This is a genomic window from Roseibium sp. (genome assembly GCF_048260565.1).
Classification (GTDB): Bacteria; Pseudomonadota; Alphaproteobacteria; order Rhizobiales; family Stappiaceae; genus Roseibium.
In genome coordinates this window covers 723,246-738,805 of sequence record NZ_JBLXGP010000001.1, presented here as the reverse complement: position 1 = coordinate 738,805, position 15,560 = coordinate 723,246, and the positions used below count along the sequence as shown (strand labels likewise).

The following is a 15,560-nucleotide window of genomic DNA, read 5'->3' as shown; positions in this document are numbered from 1 at the left end:
CTATTTCTCCACCTTTTCCAAATTTCCTCCCGGACCGCGCCGGTAAACCTCGACGGTGCTCTTTCGATACACTTCGATTTCGGGAAGCGGCGCGCTTTCCGGACGCGCGGCCAGTCGCCTGGAAACGTAAGACGAGCCGCCGGAGCGGGCCGCCTGTGCGGCCTCTTCCATGCTTGCCAGCAGCTTCGAGACCTCGGGATCATCGGCGATCCTGTAAGACGCGCCACCGCCGCGCGGCTTCAAGGTCGGTGCCGTGGCCTCGCGCGCGGGCGCAGCCGGTCGATGCACCGGGGGGGTCTCTTTCGCTTTGCCTGCGGCACGGGCGACGAGCGCGTTGATCGACTCGCCGGCAAACGCATCGGCTGAAGCAACGGCTCCCGCCTTTCCGCGCGGGCGAACAAAGGATTTCTCCGTTTCGGCCGCTGCTGGCGCCGTCGTGGACACCGCTTTCCTGACACTCCGTGCCCCGGTTTCACCGGCGGCTCCGCCCAGATATGCGGCCTGCACCGCCGGATCGTTCAACAGGGCCTCGGCGCTGTTCTCGCCCGTGATTTCGCCGTTTTCCAAAAGAAAGCCACGGTCCGCGATCGCCAGCGACTGCTTGGCATTCTGCTCGACAAGCAGCACACCCATGCCGCTCTCGGTAATATGTTTCAGGCTCTGGAAAAGCTCCTTGCACAGGATCGGCGACAAGCCGAGGGACGGTTCATCCAGCATCAGGATCTTCGGATCGGCCATGATGGCGCGGCCGATCGCAACCATCTGCTGTTCGCCTCCCGACATGGTCCGGGCGATCTGGCTACGGCGTTCCCTCAACTTGGGAAAAAGATCATAAACCCGGGCGAGATTTTCCTGCTGTCGCAGCCGCGCGTGCTTCGAATAGGCGCCGAGCTGCAGGTTCTCCCCGACCGTCAGGTCCCCGAAAATTCCGCGGCCTTCCGGGACGAAAGCGATGCCGCGCTCGACGATTTCATCCGGTGTGACGCCGGCCAGGGGCTCGCCGTCCAGGAACACGTCGCCCTGGACCTGTCCCTCGCACATGCCGGCCACGGCACGCAGAAGCGTGCTTTTACCAGCCCCGTTCGCACCCAGAATAACGACGATTTCGCCTTCGTCGACACCAATGGACACGCCGGCAAGGGCCCGGTGCATGCCGTAAGCGGCTGAGAGATTATGGATTTCCAGCATCATTCATCCCCCAGATAAGCCCGGATCACCTCCGGATCCGACAGGACGTCTTGGGGCGTTCCTTCGGCGATCTTGGCTCCGGAATTCATCACCACGCAACGGTCACACAGCGAACGGATCGCATCCATCACATGTTCCACGAGAATGATGGTGCGGCCCTCCCGGCGGAGTTCCGATATCAGTTCGATACCCTGCTGCAATTCCGTCGGATTGAGCCCGGCCAGCCATTCGTCAAGAAGCAGGACCTCCGGCTCTCCGGCGAGCGCGCGCGCAAGTTCCAGACGTTTCTGGTCGATATAGGTCAGCGAACCGACCGGCAAATGCATGTGTTCGCCGAGCCCGATGCGCTCCAGGAGACTGCGCGCGAACGTTTCCGCCTCCGCGCCCCAGCGTTTGCGATAGCCGAAAGCCGCACCCGCAACCACATTGTCGACGAGACTCAAACCCGGAAGCACCCGGACCAGCTGAAAAGTACGGGAGACGCCGAGTCGGGCGATCTGGTGGGCAGCCAGGCCGCTCAATCGTTGGCCGTTCATGGTGATCGATCCGCCCGACGGCGGAAAGGCTCCGGAAATGAGGTTCATCGTCGTGGTCTTGCCCGAGCCGTTCGGCCCAATCAGGCCGAGAACCTCATGTTCGTGGACATCAAATGTCATGTTGTCGACCGCGACAAGACCGCCGAAGCGTTTGGTCAGTCCCTGAACCTTGAGAAGGGTACGTCCCGGTTTGGTCATCCGTGCCTCCTCTTTGCGAGTTTCTCTATGAGGCCGACGAAACCGTTCGGAATGAAGTAGACGATCAGCAGGAACGACAGGCCGAGGTAGAAGGTCGTCGCATTGGGAAAGGACACACTGATGGTTTCCCAGATCAGTGTGAAGGGAATGACACCGACGATCGGGCCCCAAAGCCGCTGGGTGCCGCCGAGCAGCGCCATGATCACGACCAGAAAGCTGAGTTCGGGTGAGAACACCAGATTGGGCTCGATGTAGGAATAACGCGGTGCGATCACCACGCCGACCAGCGCGGTAAAGTAGCCGGTGATCATGAAGAGCGCGACCTTTGCAGCGGCCGTATTGATGCCGAGGTGCTTGGCGACGCCCTCGTCATTGCCGATAATCTTCATGGCAAAGCCCAGGCGCGAACGCTCGATCAGCCAGCCGATCAGATAGACGACGGCGGCGATGGCAAGCAGCATCCAGTAGATGTGGGCCTCGGTGAAATCCGTCAGAACGTAGAGACCGCGCGAGCCGAGGAAATTGTTCTGCACCCAGGACACAAGACCCCGGATCATTTCCGCAAGGCCAAGCGTGAAGATCACGAAATAGATCCCCGACAGGCGCAGTGTCGCGGCTCCGATCAGGGCGGCCAGAACGACCGCGACGAAAGGCGCGACAGCCGCCATGACCCAGAAGCTGATGTCATAGTCGCTCATACCGGTTGCCACCAGATACCCGCCGATCCCGAAGAAGGCCCCGGTTGCCAGCGAGATATAGTGGGTGGGACCGGAAAACAGGGTCCAGGCAGTGGCGAGCGCGATATACATCATCGCCGTCACCGCGATCGACAGCCAGTAACCGTCGGTCACGAGGGGAACGAAGGTTGCCAGGATTACAAGGCCGGCGGCAAGGCCGATTTCTTTCCAGCCGCTTCCGGTCATGTCGCGCGCTTTCCGAACAGGCCCTGCGGGCGGAACAGAAGAATCCCGAGGAAGATCAGGTAGGCGGAAACGAGCGTCAGGCCCGGATCGATCAAGGTGGCAACGGCAGTCTCCACGAGGCCGAGCAACAAGGCGGCGATGATCGATCCGCGCATATCGCCGACGCCGCCCATGATGACGATGATCAGCGCCTTCATGGTGAAGATGACGCCGACGGAGGCATCCAGGGTGATGAAGGTCGAAATCAGGGTGCCTCCGGCCGCCGTCACCGCCCCTCCGAGTGCAAAGGACAGGGCGGAAATTCGGGGCACGTTGATGCCGACCAGTTTGGCCGCTTCCGTATTGACCGATACCGCGCGGACAGCCGTTCCCGGACGGGTGAAATTCAGCCAAAGCACCAGTGCAACACCGATGATCACGGCGACGACAAATGCCACGAACCGGTTCAACGCGACCGTGGTGCCGAGAATTTGAAAAGGATTGGCGAGATAGGAATAGGTGAAGTACTCGCCATGGATCGCCACCATGATACCGACGAGCGCGAAGCTCATGCCGAAGGTGGCGAGGATGGAATCGACTTCAAGCTGCCCCTGGTTCTTCGCGCGCCGTACGAGCGGGCGCAGCAGAAGCTGATAGATCAGCCAGTTACCGACAAACGCGAGCGGCGCGACCATGATCATGGTCAGCACGGGACTGAGTTGAGCGGCGGTGAAAAGCCAGAAAGCGGCCAGTGCGCCAAGCACCAGCATTTCGCCGCTGGCCAGGTTCATGATACGGGCGACACCGTATTGCAGGTTGAGCCCCATCGCCACGAGCGCGTAGGTGCCACCAAGCAACAGGCCGGAAACGAGAATATCCATCGCGGTCTGCTTGTTCGATCGAAGGGCGAATCCGGAGCCCTGCGTAGGCTCCGGATCCAACAAGGGGCGGGTTCAGCGGAAGGTCAGTTCCAGCCGTCCTTCAGGCGAACCGGAGCCGCGCCGTCGATATTGACGGCATCGACGCCACGGAAGACGCCGTCCTGCCACTGGCCGACGGTCCAGTACTTGCGGGAGTTCTGGCCCTCGAACTTCAGCTCGCCCATGACGGTGTCGAAGCTGTGGTCCTTGATGTACTGGGTGACCTTCTCGCGATCGGTTTCGCCGACGCCTTCGATTGCCTGCGCGAGAACTTCAAGAGCGGCATAAGTGTTGGCGGATGCCCAGTAATCCGGCTCCTTGCCGGTGACTTCCAAATGACGCTTGCGGTAGTCGGCGATCTTCGGATCGTCCGGATTGGTGCCGCCCGCGCCGAGGACGTTGTTGGCCTTGGAGCCGAACTTACCGCCATAAGCCGGAAAGGCTGTCGCGACGGCCGTGTAGAAGGCCTTGACCTGGAAGTCCTCGATGATCGCCTGCTCGGTCAAACCAAAGGTGTCCGGCGGATAGGACCAGGCTACGAAGGCATCCGGGTTGGCTGCCTTGGCTCCCTTGATGATCGGGGAAAGATCCGGGGTGCCGAGCGGATAGGACTTGTCGTAGACGATCTCGAAACCTGCTTCGGTGAAAAGCGGACGGGCAACGTCGGCCAGTTCAATCCCGAAAGCATCCGCGACATTGACCATGGCGATCTTGTTGCCGATGTCGCCCTTTTCGCGCAGGCCGGAAAGAACGTTGACCACGCCCTGCACGAAATCGGTCGTCGAACCGAGCGTGAAGAACAGGCCGGGATAACGGCCGGTCAGTTCACCGATCTGATCGCTGATTGAGGTGACCGCGATTTGCGGATAGCCGTATTTGGCATAGATCGGCGCCGCGGCGACATTGAAGCCGGTCCCGTAGGGCGCGATGATAAAGTCGACCTTGTCCTGGGTTGCCAGACGCTGGGCGGCCTTGATGTGTTCGCCCGGATTGGTCTTGTCATCATACTCGATGATCTCGACCATCTTCTGGCCGTCCTTGAGCTTCAGACCACCGCGGTCGTTTACTTCCTTGGCCCACAGCTCGATGTTCGGCCACTGCGACACGGCGGCGCCACCTGCCAGCGGCCCGGTCTTCGGAGCCACCGCCCCGATCTTGATGGTGTCAGCTGCAAGCGCGGAAAAAGAAATCAGGCCGGCCGTACCAATAGCCGCCAGGCCCGTCGACAAACGGGCAATCACTTCACGTCTGTTCATGTCACTCCTCCCTGAGCAGACCGGCGCCTCAGGCATGTCTCCCGAAGCCTGGGCACCAATCGCTGGAATTTATGCATTCTGGATCCAGAATGACAAGAGCAATTCTCTTTTCCCTCTATATTTGAGTTTGAATGCATCATCTTGCTGCTTATTTGGATCCATATTGACAGGGTATGTATCCAAAAATTATACTTCTCTAATGAAAAGTTATGCGGATAGTGAGCCGGTCCTGGAGGCGATCGAGTCCTTCGAAGGGACTGCGAAGTCCAAAGGAAACCAGACAACATCCGACAAACGGGTGCTGACGGCGCTCCGCAGGCTGATCATGGATGGCAGCATTCCCTCCGGTGCAAAAATCACCGAGGTCGGTCTGTCATCCCTGTTGAAGATTTCACGCACCCCCATCCGCCTGGCGCTCAAGACGCTTGAAGTAGAGGGATTGATCCAGAAGCGCGACGGCCGGGGCTATACGGTTTGCGACCTGGACTTTGACGATCTCTCCAAAGCCTACGAAGTCCGCGGTGTCCTGGAGGGTCTCGCTGCCCGACGGCTCGCCATGAGCGGCCTTGCTCAGGATGTGGAAATCAAGCTTCGCAGATCATTGCAAATGACCGGTGAAGCGGTCCGCCTGATCGGCGCCCATGACGACTGCGGCGTCGACATGTACCAGGAAGCCAACACGCTCTTTCACGAAACGATCCTGAACGCCTGTGACAACACTTTTGTCCCCTTCACGCTGACCCGGCTGGAAAACCTGCCTCTCCTAAAACCCGGCACGCTGGTTTTCAATTCGGAAAACTTCGACATGGAATTCCAGCGCCTGACCATCGGCCACGGCCAGCACCTGATCGTTTTCGATGCCATCACAAAAAGAGACCCGGCACGCGCGGAAGCCATGATGCGTGAGCATTCCTACGCGACAGTCAATTATTCCATGCTGTTTTCAAAATAGGACTGCGCAGACTGCGTGCGGCCTAAAGCCGGTCGAACTCCTCCAGGATGTCCAGCAGCTGGTCCACCTTTTCCTTGCCGATCACCGTCTCGATATGGATTGCGAGACGCTTCGCCTCGTCCAGATTGTCGAGAATGATCTTTTGGCCGGCCGGAGTTATGGCGACCGTCTGGCGCCGGCGATCGGACGGGTCTGCCTGGCGTGTCACCAGCCCCTTCTCGACCAGTGTCTGCACAATCCGCGTCTGGCTTGGCAGAAGCAGGCTGGCATTTTCTGACAGCTTGGTGGAATCGAGCGGGCCCAATTCCTCCAGAACCCGCAGAATACGCCATTGCTGTTCAGTCAAACCGGAATTGGACAGCATTTCCCTGATCGGGCCCATGACTTTTTCACGCGCCCGGATCAACGCGATCGGCAAGGATCGCGCCGTCGATGGCAACTTGCGGTCGCTGGGGTTGTCTGATTCTCCGTCCATATTCCCAAAAATATCGGCTAATTTCAAAAATTCATACCCATTGATTGACAGGCGTCCGGATATTATTTAACATATTAAGTAATAACAAATCGGGAGGATGATGTGCCCCATATCATCATCGAATATTCAGCCAATCTGGAAGATGGGCTCGACATGGCAGCCTTTTGCGAACATCTGCGCAAAACGGCTGCAGGCATCGACGCGTTTCCGACACCCGGCATCCGGGTCCGGGCCTTCAAGGCGGATTACTACGCCATCGCCGACGGCAATCCGGACCATGCCTTTCTCGACATTTCGCTGCGACTGAGAGGCGGACGCTCCGACGCCGTCAAGAAAGCCTCAACGGAAGAAATGTTCGCCGCTATCACGTCCTATCTCTCCCCCATTCTCGAAAGCCGGTCGCTCGCCATCTCGTTCGAAATGCGCGACATCGATCCGGAGCTTTCCCCCAAGACCGGAACCATCCGCAAGTACCTGAAGGATTCCTGACGCATGTCCGACCTCAACCAGAATATCGAAAAACTGGCCGGCTATCTCAAACGGTTTCAGGACGGCGGTGTCCTCAACCAGATCGGCGGCAAGGCCGTTCCCGCCAAAAGCGGCGCAACGTTCGAAACCCGTTCACCCGTCGACGACAGCCTGATCTGCCAGGTCGCCAAAGGTGGTGCGGACGATATCGACGCCGCCGCCAAGGCGGCAAAGGATGCCTTCCCCGCCTGGCGCGATATGCCGGCGACCGAGCGCAAGAAGATCCTGCACAAAATTGCCGACAGGATCGTGGAGCGGGCCGAGGAAATCGCCTTTTGCGAGTGCTGGGATACCGGACAGGCGCTGCGCTTCATGTCGAAGGCCGCCATCCGCGGCGCGGAAAACTTCCGCTTCTTCGCCGACCGGGCACCGGGTGCCCGTGACGGCCAGGCCCTTCCCTCCCCGACCCTTTTGAACGTCACCACGCGGTTGCCGATCGGACCGGTTGGCGTGATCACGCCCTGGAACACGCCATTCATGCTGTCGACCTGGAAGATCGCCCCGGCGCTCGCCGCAGGCTGCACGGTGGTTCACAAGCCGGCGGAATTCTCACCGGTCACCGCACGCATTCTGATGGAAATCGCCGAAGAGGCCGGACTTCCCGCCGGCGTGTGGAACCTGGTGAACGGATACGGCGAAGACGCCGGCAAGGCACTGACCGAACATCCGGACATCAAAGCCATCGCGTTCGTCGGCGAAAGCAAGACCGGCTCCATGATCATGAAACAGGGCGCCGACACACTCAAACGGGTCCATTTCGAGCTCGGCGGCAAGAACCCGGTCATCGTCTTTGACGATGCCGATCTCGACCGAGCGCTCGATGCGGCGATCTTCATGATCTATTCGCTCAACGGCGAACGCTGTACCTCGTCTTCCCGACTGCTGGTGCAGGACACGATCGCCGATGAATTCGAGGCAAAGCTCGTCGAACGGGTCAACAAGATCCGGATCGGTCATCCGCTCGACCCGCAAACCGAACTGGGCCCGCTGATCCACAAGACCCATTTCGACAAGGTCACCAGCTATTTCGACATCGCTCGCGAGGGTGGCGCGATCGTTGCCGCCGGTGGTGAACGTGCGGGCGATACCGGCTGGTTCGTGCGCCCGACCCTGTTCACCGGCGCCAGCAACGACATGCGCATCGCCCAGGAGGAAATCTTCGGGCCGGTGTTGACCTCGATCCGTTTCAAGACCGAAGAGGAGGCGTTGGAAATCGCCAATGCCGTCCAGTACGGCCTGACCGGCTACGTCTGGACCAACAACCTGAGCCGCGCCCTGCGCTTCACCGAAAAGCTGGAAGCCGGCATGATCTGGGTGAACTCGGAAAATGTCCGGCACCTGCCGACACCCTTCGGCGGTGTCAAGGCCAGCGGCATCGGCCGCGACGGCGGCGACTGGTCGTTCGAGTTCTACATGGAACAAAAACACATCGGTTTTGCGACCGGCCAGCACGCCATTCCTCGGCTCGGCGCATAACAGACTTAAAAGGGAAGACACCAATGCCGATACCGGCTCCTAACCTCTATCCGCCGTTCAATATCGTTCGCCTGAGCCATGTGGAGTTCGGCGTGACGGATCTGGCCAAGAGCAAGGCTTTTTATGTCGACACGCTCGGACTTCAGATCACCGACCAGACCGATGATGCGATCTATCTGCGCGCCATGGAAGAACGCGGCCACCATTGCATTGTCCTGAGACAGGCGCCGGAAGCGCGCGCCTGTGAACTCGGCTTCAAGGTCTTCGACGAGGAAGACCTGGAAAAGGCCGCGCATTTCTTCAAGTCGAAGGATTTGCCGGTAGAATGGGTCGAGCGGCCTTACCAGTCGCGCACCTTCCGCACCCGCGACAATTTCGGCACGCCGCTGGAGTTTTACGCGCGCATGGACCGGCTCGAGCCGATCCATCAGAAATATGCGCTCTACAGGGGCGTCAAACCGCTGCGCATCGACCATTTCAACTGCTTCTCGCCGGATGTGGACGCCTCGGTCGCCTTCTACAACGAGATCGGCTTCCGCGTGACCGAATATACCGAGGACGAGGTCAGCGGACGCCTGTGGGCCGCCTGGACCCACCGCAAGGGCGGCGTCCACGACATCGCCTTCACCAATGGCAGGGGCCCGCGCCTGCATCACACCGCCTTCTGGGTGCCGACCCCACTCAATATCATCGACCTCCTGGACCTGATGTCCACGACCGGATGGGTCGACAACATCGAGCGCGGCCCTGGACGGCATGGCATTTCCAATGCTTTCTTCCTCTATATTCGAGACCCGGACGGGCACCGCATCGAGATCTACTGTTCCGATTACCAGACCGTCGATCCGGACCTGGAGCCGATCAAATGGGATCTGAAGGACCCGCAGCGCCAGACCCTTTGGGGTGCCCCCGCACCCAGAAGCTGGTTCGAGGAAGGGTCTCTTTTCGTTGGCGCCGAAGTCCAGGAACCCACACTGGCAGCCCAACCGATCATCGCGCCCTGAGGAGACACCATGAACTGGGAGGATTTCGCCCGCTGGGGACGCCGGATCGCGGACTGGGGCGCGGCCTATCATAAAGGCCTGCGCGACCGTCCGGTTCGGGCACAGGTGAAACCGGGGGAGCTGCTAGCCCGCCTGCCGCAATCGCCACCGGAGACGGGTGAACCGATGGACGCGATTTTCGCGGACTTCGAAAACCTGGTGCTGCCTGGCATGACCCATTGGCAACATCCGCGCTTCTTTGCCTATTTTCCGGCGAATGCCGCTCCGCCTTCCGTATTGGCGGAATATATCGTCTCCACCATGGCGGCCCAATGCATGCTCTGGCAGACCTCGCCGGCGGCCACGGAGATGGAAACCCGCATGCTTGACTGGCTGCGCCAGGCCGTCGGACTTCCCGATACCTTTGCCGGCGTAATCCAGGACAGCGCTTCATCGGCGACACTGGCGGCCGTCCTGACCATGCGCGAGAAGGCACTCGGCTGGGAGGGCAACCGGCAAGGCCTGTTCGAGCAGCCCCGCCTGCGCATCTATGCCTCCGGCGAAGTGCATACTTCCGTCGACCGGGCGATGTGGGTATCCGGCATCGGCCAGGACAACCTCATCCGGATCCCGGTCGAGGGCGCGCACCGCGGGATGAAACCGGACGCCTTGCGGGCCGCCATCAACGCGGATCTGAAGGCCGGATACAAGCCGGCAGGCATCATCCTGAGCACCGGCGGCACCAGTGTCGGCGGGTCGGATGATGTTGCAGCCATCGTCGCGGTGGCCAGGGAATTCGGACTTTACACCCATCTCGATGCTGCGTGGGCGGGTGCGGCCATGATCGTTCCGGAATACCGTAAGCTTTGGCAAGGCGTGGAAGGCGTGGATTCCATGGTCTTCAATCCGCACAAGTGGCTCGGCGCGCAGTTCGACTGTTCGGCTCATTTCCTGAAGAACCCGGACGACCTGGTGCGTACGCTGGCGATCCGGCCCGAGTATCTCAAAACCCACGGCCATGACGGGATGATCAATTATTCCGAATGGTCCGTGCCGCTCGGACGGCGCTTCCGGGCGCTGAAACTCTGGTTCCTGATCCGTAGCTACGGACTGGACGACCTGCGCCAGCGGATCCGCAACCATGTCGCCTGGTCGAAAGCCCTCGCCGAAAGGCTGCGCAAGGAGCCGGATTTCGAAATCGTCACCGAACCGGTGCTTTCGCTGTTTTCCTTCCGCTACACGCCGCAAGGCGCCACCGATCTCGACAGCCTCAATCAGCGCCTGGTCGATGCCATTAACGACGATGGCCGGATCTACCTGACGCAAACCATTTTCGAGGGCCGGAAAGCGATCCGCTTTCAGGTCGGCCAGTTCGACTGCACCGAGGCCGATGTCGCGACCGCCTTCGACGTCATCACAGAAATCGCCCGCTCCCTGGAGACACAATGAGCAAATTCGCGACTTATACCGCCAACGGAGACACCTTTTACGGCGCCGTGACCGATGCCGGCATGATCGCCCTGTCGCCCGATTTTCCGCAGTGGCCGACATTACGGGACGTGATTTCCGCCGCCGCGCTTTCAGAGCTGGAAAAGGCAGTGGAAGGCAAAGCCGTCACTCATTTAAACGGCAGTTTCTTCTACGAAATCCCTGTGCCGGCACCGGAAAAGATCATCTGCGTCGGCGTCAACTTCCCTGACCGAAACGCGGAATACAAAGACGGCCAGGAAGCCCCGCCGAACATGTCGCTCTTCGTCCGCTTTCCGGGCTCGTTCACCGGTCACGACAGACCGCTGATCCGGCCGAAGGCCTCCGACAAGCTGGACTATGAAGGCGAGATCGCCATCGTTATCGGCAAGGGCGGCCGGCATATATCGCAGGCAGACGCCTATGACCATATCGCCGCCGTCACGCTCTGCAACGAGGGCACGCTCAGGGACTGGGTACGCCATGCAAAATTCAACGTGACCCAAGGAAAGAATTTCGACCGGTCGGGAGCCATGGGGCCCTGGCTTGTTCCCTTCAGGACGAAGGACCAGCTTGAGGACGTTCGGATCACCACCAGGGTCAACGGCGAGCTGCGCCAGGACGACCGGACCAGCCGGATGCTGTTCCCGATCCCGCGCCAGATCGAATACATCTCCACCTTCACCACGCTCGTCCCCGGCGACATCATCGTCACCGGAACGCCGACCGGGGCCGGCGCGCGCTTCGATCCGCCGATCTTTCTGAAGCCCGGAGATGTGGTGGAGATCGAGGCCGAAGGCATTGGCCTGTTGCGCAATGGCGTTGAGGACGAGGCATGACGCTCTCAAAGGAAGATGTGACATCGGCCGCCCACGATCTTTTCGAGGCGGAAAAATCCGGCAAGCAGATCGGCCTGTTGTCGCTGCGCCATCCGGATATGACCATGGACGATGCCTACGCCGTCCAGGACGCCCTGACCGCGCACAAGACCGCGGCCGGGCGGAAGGTGATCGGCTGGAAGATCGGTCTCACCTCAAAGGCGATGCAGCAGGCGCTCAACATCGATATTCCCGACAGCGGGATCCTGTTTGACGACATGCTGTTCGAAAACGGCGCGACCGTGCCGAAGGGCCGCTTCATTCAGCCGCGCATAGAAGCCGAAATCGCCTTTGTCATGAAGGCCGATGTCCCGACGCAAAATGTGACCCGCGCGGACGTTCTAGCGGCGACCGACCATGTTGCGCCGAGCATCGAAATCCTGGACACGCGCATCCTGCGCAAGGATCCGGTAACCGGGGCAGCCCGTAAGATCTTCGATACCATCGCCGACAATGCCGCCAATGCGGGGCTTGTCCTGGGCGGGGAGCGGCATGCCGTGGACGCGGTCGACCTGCGCTGGGTCGGGGCCATCGTCACCAACAACGGAGAGGTCGAGGAAACCGGGCTGGGTGCCGGCGTGCTCAACGATCCAGTGGAAAGCATGGTCTGGCTCGCCCGGCGCATGGCGCAATACGGCCAGCAGATCAAAGCCGGCCAGATCATCCTCTCCGGTTCCTTTATCCGCCCGCTGGAGTGCCCTCCGGGGTCGAACATCGAGGCCGATTTCGGTGCTTTCGGGAAGGTCACCTGTTCGTTCGAATAGGCCTATAGGGATTACAGCATTCCGAACTGCGGCGCCGGCATAGTCAATGGAGTTGTGAAATAAGGCCGGAACCTGCTAAAGACGACATTTCCCGATCCCCGGGACACCAGTCAAAACGGAAAAGCGGTTCGTGTCTCTTCCACAAGGTTCCGATCAGTCCCGGCTCCCTCTTGCGGGGATCGTCTTCAAGTCCAAAGAACCGGTCAACAGCCTCCTGGAGGATGTCAGCCGGACGCTTGCAGTGCGCGGACTCAACCTTGCCGGCGTCCTGCAACAGGCTGTCATACCGGAAGGCCGGGCGGAGAAAAACGTCTGTCTGTCGAGCCTTAGGGGCAGCTGGCAGATGCCGGTGCTGCAGGACCGCGGGCAGCATGCCCAGGGCTGCAGGCTCGATCCCCATGCGATTACGGATGTTGCCGGCCGGCTGTCTGCCGATCTGGAGGCCGGCGCCGATATTCTGATCGTCAATCGTTTCGGCCGGGCGGAATCGGAGGGCTACGGTTTGCGTCAAGTTCTGGAACAGGCCGTCTGTGCCGAAATCCCGGTGCTGCTTGCGGTGCGCGAGGACTATGTCTCCGCTTGGGAAGACTTTCACGGCGGCATGGGTGAACTGCTTCCGCTGGATCGGGACACAGTCCTGTCCTGGTGTGATGCCGTCTGCGAGCCGGTGAAGAGCCCCGCCTGAGCCTGGACGCCTTATAAACCCAGTTCTTCGGTTGTCAGGATCGGCGCCACATCCAGCTTGTGCGCGTTCAGCATTTCAGCGATTTCTTCTATCGCCTCTACGAGTTGCTTTTGTTTTTCCGGCGAACAGCTTGCAAACTTTTCCTGAAAATCCACGTGAAGCAGGCTCGGCACCTCTTCCAGGGTCTTGTGACCGGTCGCCGTCAGGCGCGTATGGACGATACGCCGGTCCGTATCGGAGCGATAGCGCGTAATCAGCCCCTTTTCCTCCAGCTTGTCGAGGATCGTGACCACGGTTGCTGACGAGAGGTCGGCTTGTGCCGACAGAGCCTTGGTCGTGACCTGGCCCAGATCCCGGATAGCCTGAAGAACCACAATTTGCGGAATGGTCAACCCGACGGCTCGCGAAACCTCCCGCGAGCGCAAATCGATTGCCCTGACGATGCGCCTGATCGCCTTGAAGACCTTGGCCGTTTCCGCATTTTCCATATTTATAGCTCTGATGATTTGACCTCTAATGATTTGATCTCTATCTATTGCGTCAACAGCTAACTGACAAGGAAAAAGCGATTCAATGTGTGGCATTTGCGGTGAAGTGGTGTTTGGAGACGACCTGGCGAATACGGCCCGTGTCGACAGAATGGCGCGGGCCATGGCCGCCCGCGGCCCCGACGCCATGGGTGTTTCCATGCGCGGCCGCGTCGCCTTCGGTCATCGCCGTCTGAAAATTATCGACCTGTCCGACAAGGGCGCCCAGCCCATGACCGACATGTCCCTCGGACTGTCGCTCGTTTTCAACGGCTGTATTTACAATTATCAGGACCTGCGTTCGGAACTGCAGGCGAAGGGCCATTCGTTCGTGTCGACGAGCGACACGGAAGTCATCCTGAAGGCCTGGGCGGAATGGGGTGCCGACTGCTTTTCGCGGTTCCACGGCATGTTCGCTGTCGCGATCCACGAGCATGACAGCGGCCGGCTGCACCTTGCCCGTGACCGCTTCGGCATCAAGCCGTTGTATTACTCGGAAGCAAGCGGGCGCCTGGCCTTCGCGTCCTCGCTCCCTGCCCTTCTCGCCGGCGGCGACATCGACACGTCGATCGACCGGATCGCACTCAATCACTACATGAGCTGGCACGCGGTCGTCCCGGCGCCGCACACCATCCTGAAGGGCGTGCGCAAACTTCCCGCCGCCACGGTGCGCACGATCGACAAGAACGGCGCCTTCAAGGACGTCACCTATTGGGAACCGCGTTTCGAAAAGACGCCGGAAGACCTGAACCGCTCGGCGGAAGAATGGCGCGACATGGTACTGGACGGTCTGCGCACCGCTGTACGCCGGCGGATGGTGGCCGACGTGCCGGTCGGCGTTCTCCTGTCAGGCGGCGTCGATTCCAGCCTGATCGTCGGTCTGCTGGCCGAAGAAGGCCAGAAGGATCTGGCGACCTTTTCAATCGGCTTCGAGGAGGCCAACGGCGAAAAGGGGGACGAGTTCGTCTATTCCGATCTGATCGCCGAGCGTTACGGCACCGATCACAAGAAAATTTTCATTCCGTCCTCGGAGCTGCAGGGCAATCTGCCGGGTGCGATCAAGGCGATGTCGGAGCCGATGGTGTCCTACGACAATATCGGCTTCTATCTGCTATCCCGTGAGGTCTCCAAGTACATCAAGGTCGTCCAGTCCGGCCAGGGCGCGGACGAAGTCTTTGCCGGTTATCACTGGTATCCGAAAATGGCGGGCGCAAATACGCCATCCGCCGCTTATCGGGACGCCTTCTTCGACCGCTCCAACGAGGCGATGAACGAGGCGATCTCGCCGGAGTATCAATGCGACCGCGACGAAAGCCTGGCCTTCGTCGAACAGCACTTTGCCAAGCCGGGCGCGGACGATCCGGTCGACAAGGCGCTCCGTCTCGACACCAACGTCATGCTGGTGGACGATCCGGTTAAACGGGTCGACAATCATTCCATGGCCTGGGGGCTGGAGGCACGCGTGCCGTTCCTCGACCACGAACTGGTGGAACTGGCCGGACGCATTCCGGCGGAACATAAGCTGGCCCAGGGCGGCAAGGGCGTGTTGAAGGAAGCGGCGCGGCTGGTGGTTCCTTCCGATGTGATCGACCGACCGAAGGGTTACTTCCCGGTCCCGGCCCTGAAGTACATTCAGGGCAGTTATCTGGATATGGTTCGTGATACCCTGACCAATGAATCCGCCCGAAGCCGCGGTCTTTTCCAGGAGGCTTATCTGGACAAGCTCTTCAAGGATCCGACCAAATACATCACCAAGCTGCGCGGTTCCGAACTCTGGCAGGCCGCCCTTCTGGAAATGTGGTTACAGGCTCAGGAGGTCTGATCG

The 15,560-nt window shown here is 60.2% G+C and carries 16 protein-coding genes; 9 read left to right on the top strand and 7 right to left on the bottom strand.

What is annotated here, in order from left to right; translation table 11 throughout:
* From ACN0SO_RS03270 to ACN0SO_RS03250, 5 genes are all read right to left on the bottom strand, one after another.
* Complete coding sequence (locus ACN0SO_RS03270; RefSeq protein WP_417674470.1) at window positions 1–1,188, bottom strand: ATP-binding cassette domain-containing protein; 1,188 nt, start codon at window positions 1,186–1,188, stop codon at window positions 1–3.
* Complete coding sequence (locus tag ACN0SO_RS03265; protein WP_417674468.1) at window positions 1,188–1,922, bottom strand: ABC transporter ATP-binding protein; 735 nt, start codon at window positions 1,920–1,922, stop codon at window positions 1,188–1,190. The genes ACN0SO_RS03270 and ACN0SO_RS03265 overlap by 1 nt, the downstream gene beginning before the upstream one ends.
* Window positions 1,919–2,845, bottom strand: a complete 927-nt coding sequence (locus ACN0SO_RS03260; protein ID WP_417674466.1) for a branched-chain amino acid ABC transporter permease — start codon at window positions 2,843–2,845, stop codon at window positions 1,919–1,921. The genes ACN0SO_RS03265 and ACN0SO_RS03260 overlap by 4 nt, the downstream gene beginning before the upstream one ends.
* Window positions 2,842–3,705, bottom strand: coding sequence for a branched-chain amino acid ABC transporter permease (locus ACN0SO_RS03255; protein ID WP_417674464.1), 864 nt, complete (start codon window positions 3,703–3,705; stop codon window positions 2,842–2,844). Before ACN0SO_RS03255 ends, ACN0SO_RS03260 begins: the two co-directional genes overlap by 4 nt.
* An 83-nt stretch (window positions 3,706–3,788) precedes the next feature.
* Window positions 3,789–5,000, bottom strand: coding sequence for an amino acid ABC transporter substrate-binding protein (locus tag ACN0SO_RS03250; RefSeq protein ID WP_417674462.1), 1,212 nt, complete (start codon window positions 4,998–5,000; stop codon window positions 3,789–3,791).
* Between the two features lie 199 nt (window positions 5,001–5,199).
* Here ACN0SO_RS03250 and ACN0SO_RS03245 point away from each other — a divergent pair, with 199 nt between their 5' ends.
* Window positions 5,200–5,952, top strand: a complete 753-nt coding sequence (locus tag ACN0SO_RS03245) for a GntR family transcriptional regulator (protein ID WP_417674460.1) — start codon at window positions 5,200–5,202, stop codon at window positions 5,950–5,952.
* 22 nt (window positions 5,953–5,974) lie between these two features.
* Here ACN0SO_RS03245 and hpaR read toward each other — a convergent pair whose 3' ends face one another.
* Window positions 5,975–6,370 carry a homoprotocatechuate degradation operon regulator HpaR gene (gene hpaR / locus ACN0SO_RS03240; RefSeq protein WP_417674458.1) on the bottom strand — a complete coding sequence of 132 codons (396 nt, stop codon included), beginning with the start codon at window positions 6,368–6,370 and terminating at the stop codon, window positions 5,975–5,977.
* Between the two features lie 159 nt (window positions 6,371–6,529).
* Between hpaR and ACN0SO_RS03235 the strand changes: the two genes are divergently transcribed.
* The 7 genes from ACN0SO_RS03235 to ACN0SO_RS03205 all read left to right on the top strand — a co-directional run bounded on the left by ACN0SO_RS03235 (window position 6,530) and on the right by ACN0SO_RS03205 (window position 13,208).
* Window positions 6,530–6,916, top strand: a complete 387-nt coding sequence (locus ACN0SO_RS03235; protein WP_417674456.1) for a 5-carboxymethyl-2-hydroxymuconate Delta-isomerase — start codon at window positions 6,530–6,532, stop codon at window positions 6,914–6,916.
* A gap of 3 nt (window positions 6,917–6,919) precedes the next feature.
* Window positions 6,920–8,431, top strand: a complete 1,512-nt coding sequence (hpaE, locus tag ACN0SO_RS03230) for a 5-carboxymethyl-2-hydroxymuconate semialdehyde dehydrogenase (RefSeq protein ID WP_417674454.1) — start codon at window positions 6,920–6,922, stop codon at window positions 8,429–8,431.
* Window positions 8,432–8,454: 23 nt separating this feature from the next.
* Window positions 8,455–9,435, top strand: coding sequence for a 3,4-dihydroxyphenylacetate 2,3-dioxygenase (gene hpaD, locus ACN0SO_RS03225; RefSeq protein ID WP_417674452.1), 981 nt, complete (start codon window positions 8,455–8,457; stop codon window positions 9,433–9,435).
* A 9-nt stretch (window positions 9,436–9,444) separates the two neighbouring features.
* Entirely contained in the window at window positions 9,445–10,863 is a 1,419-nt protein-coding gene (locus tag ACN0SO_RS03220) for a pyridoxal phosphate-dependent decarboxylase family protein (RefSeq protein ID WP_417674450.1), read from the top strand.
* Window positions 10,860–11,720, top strand: coding sequence for a fumarylacetoacetate hydrolase family protein (locus ACN0SO_RS03215; RefSeq protein ID WP_417674448.1), 861 nt, complete (start codon window positions 10,860–10,862; stop codon window positions 11,718–11,720). The genes ACN0SO_RS03220 and ACN0SO_RS03215 overlap by 4 nt, the downstream gene beginning before the upstream one ends.
* Window positions 11,717–12,523 (top strand): 2-oxo-hept-4-ene-1,7-dioate hydratase, encoded by an 807-nt coding sequence (hpaH, locus tag ACN0SO_RS03210; protein ID WP_417674446.1) that lies wholly within the window; start codon window positions 11,717–11,719, stop codon window positions 12,521–12,523. Before ACN0SO_RS03215 ends, hpaH begins: the two co-directional genes overlap by 4 nt.
* Before the next feature lie 130 nt (window positions 12,524–12,653).
* Window positions 12,654–13,208 (top strand): DUF2478 domain-containing protein, encoded by a 555-nt coding sequence (locus tag ACN0SO_RS03205; RefSeq protein ID WP_417674444.1) that lies wholly within the window; start codon window positions 12,654–12,656, stop codon window positions 13,206–13,208.
* An 11-nt stretch (window positions 13,209–13,219) separates the two neighbouring features.
* Here ACN0SO_RS03205 and ACN0SO_RS03200 read toward each other — a convergent pair whose 3' ends face one another.
* The gene (locus tag ACN0SO_RS03200) at window positions 13,220–13,696 is read right to left on the bottom strand and encodes a MarR family winged helix-turn-helix transcriptional regulator (protein ID WP_417674443.1); all 477 of its coding nucleotides are present in this window, start codon (window positions 13,694–13,696) and stop codon (window positions 13,220–13,222) included.
* Between the two features lie 85 nt (window positions 13,697–13,781).
* Here ACN0SO_RS03200 and ACN0SO_RS03195 point away from each other — a divergent pair, with 85 nt between their 5' ends.
* A complete protein-coding gene (locus tag ACN0SO_RS03195) occupies window positions 13,782–15,557 on the top strand; it encodes an N-acetylglutaminylglutamine amidotransferase (protein ID WP_417674441.1) in 1,776 nt (591 codons plus the stop codon).
* Window positions 15,558–15,560 lie beyond the last annotated feature (3 nt).

Excerpts from the sequence above, each read along its gene's own strand:
- ACN0SO_RS03270 (WP_417674470.1), bottom strand. The coding sequence starts at position 1,188 with ATGCTGGAAATCCATAATCTCTCAGCCGCTTACGGCATGCACCGGGCC.
- ACN0SO_RS03265 (WP_417674468.1), bottom strand. The coding sequence starts at position 1,922 with ATGACCAAACCGGGACGTACCCTTCTCAAGGTTCAGGGACTGACCAAA.
- ACN0SO_RS03260 (WP_417674466.1), bottom strand. The coding sequence starts at position 2,845 with ATGACCGGAAGCGGCTGGAAAGAAATCGGCCTTGCCGCCGGCCTTGTA.
- ACN0SO_RS03255 (WP_417674464.1), bottom strand. The coding sequence starts at position 3,705 with ATGGATATTCTCGTTTCCGGCCTGTTGCTTGGTGGCACCTACGCGCTC.
- ACN0SO_RS03250 (WP_417674462.1), bottom strand. The coding sequence starts at position 5,000 with ATGAACAGACGTGAAGTGATTGCCCGTTTGTCGACGGGCCTGGCGGCT.
- ACN0SO_RS03245 (WP_417674460.1), top strand. The coding sequence starts at position 5,200 with ATGAAAAGTTATGCGGATAGTGAGCCGGTCCTGGAGGCGATCGAGTCC.
- hpaE (WP_417674454.1), top strand. The coding sequence starts at position 6,920 with ATGTCCGACCTCAACCAGAATATCGAAAAACTGGCCGGCTATCTCAAA.
- hpaD (WP_417674452.1), top strand. The coding sequence starts at position 8,455 with ATGCCGATACCGGCTCCTAACCTCTATCCGCCGTTCAATATCGTTCGC.
- ACN0SO_RS03220 (WP_417674450.1), top strand. The coding sequence starts at position 9,445 with ATGAACTGGGAGGATTTCGCCCGCTGGGGACGCCGGATCGCGGACTGG.
- ACN0SO_RS03215 (WP_417674448.1), top strand. The coding sequence starts at position 10,860 with ATGAGCAAATTCGCGACTTATACCGCCAACGGAGACACCTTTTACGGC.
- hpaH (WP_417674446.1), top strand. The coding sequence starts at position 11,717 with ATGACGCTCTCAAAGGAAGATGTGACATCGGCCGCCCACGATCTTTTC.
- ACN0SO_RS03200 (WP_417674443.1), bottom strand. The coding sequence starts at position 13,696 with ATGGAAAATGCGGAAACGGCCAAGGTCTTCAAGGCGATCAGGCGCATC.
- ACN0SO_RS03195 (WP_417674441.1), top strand. The coding sequence starts at position 13,782 with ATGTGTGGCATTTGCGGTGAAGTGGTGTTTGGAGACGACCTGGCGAAT.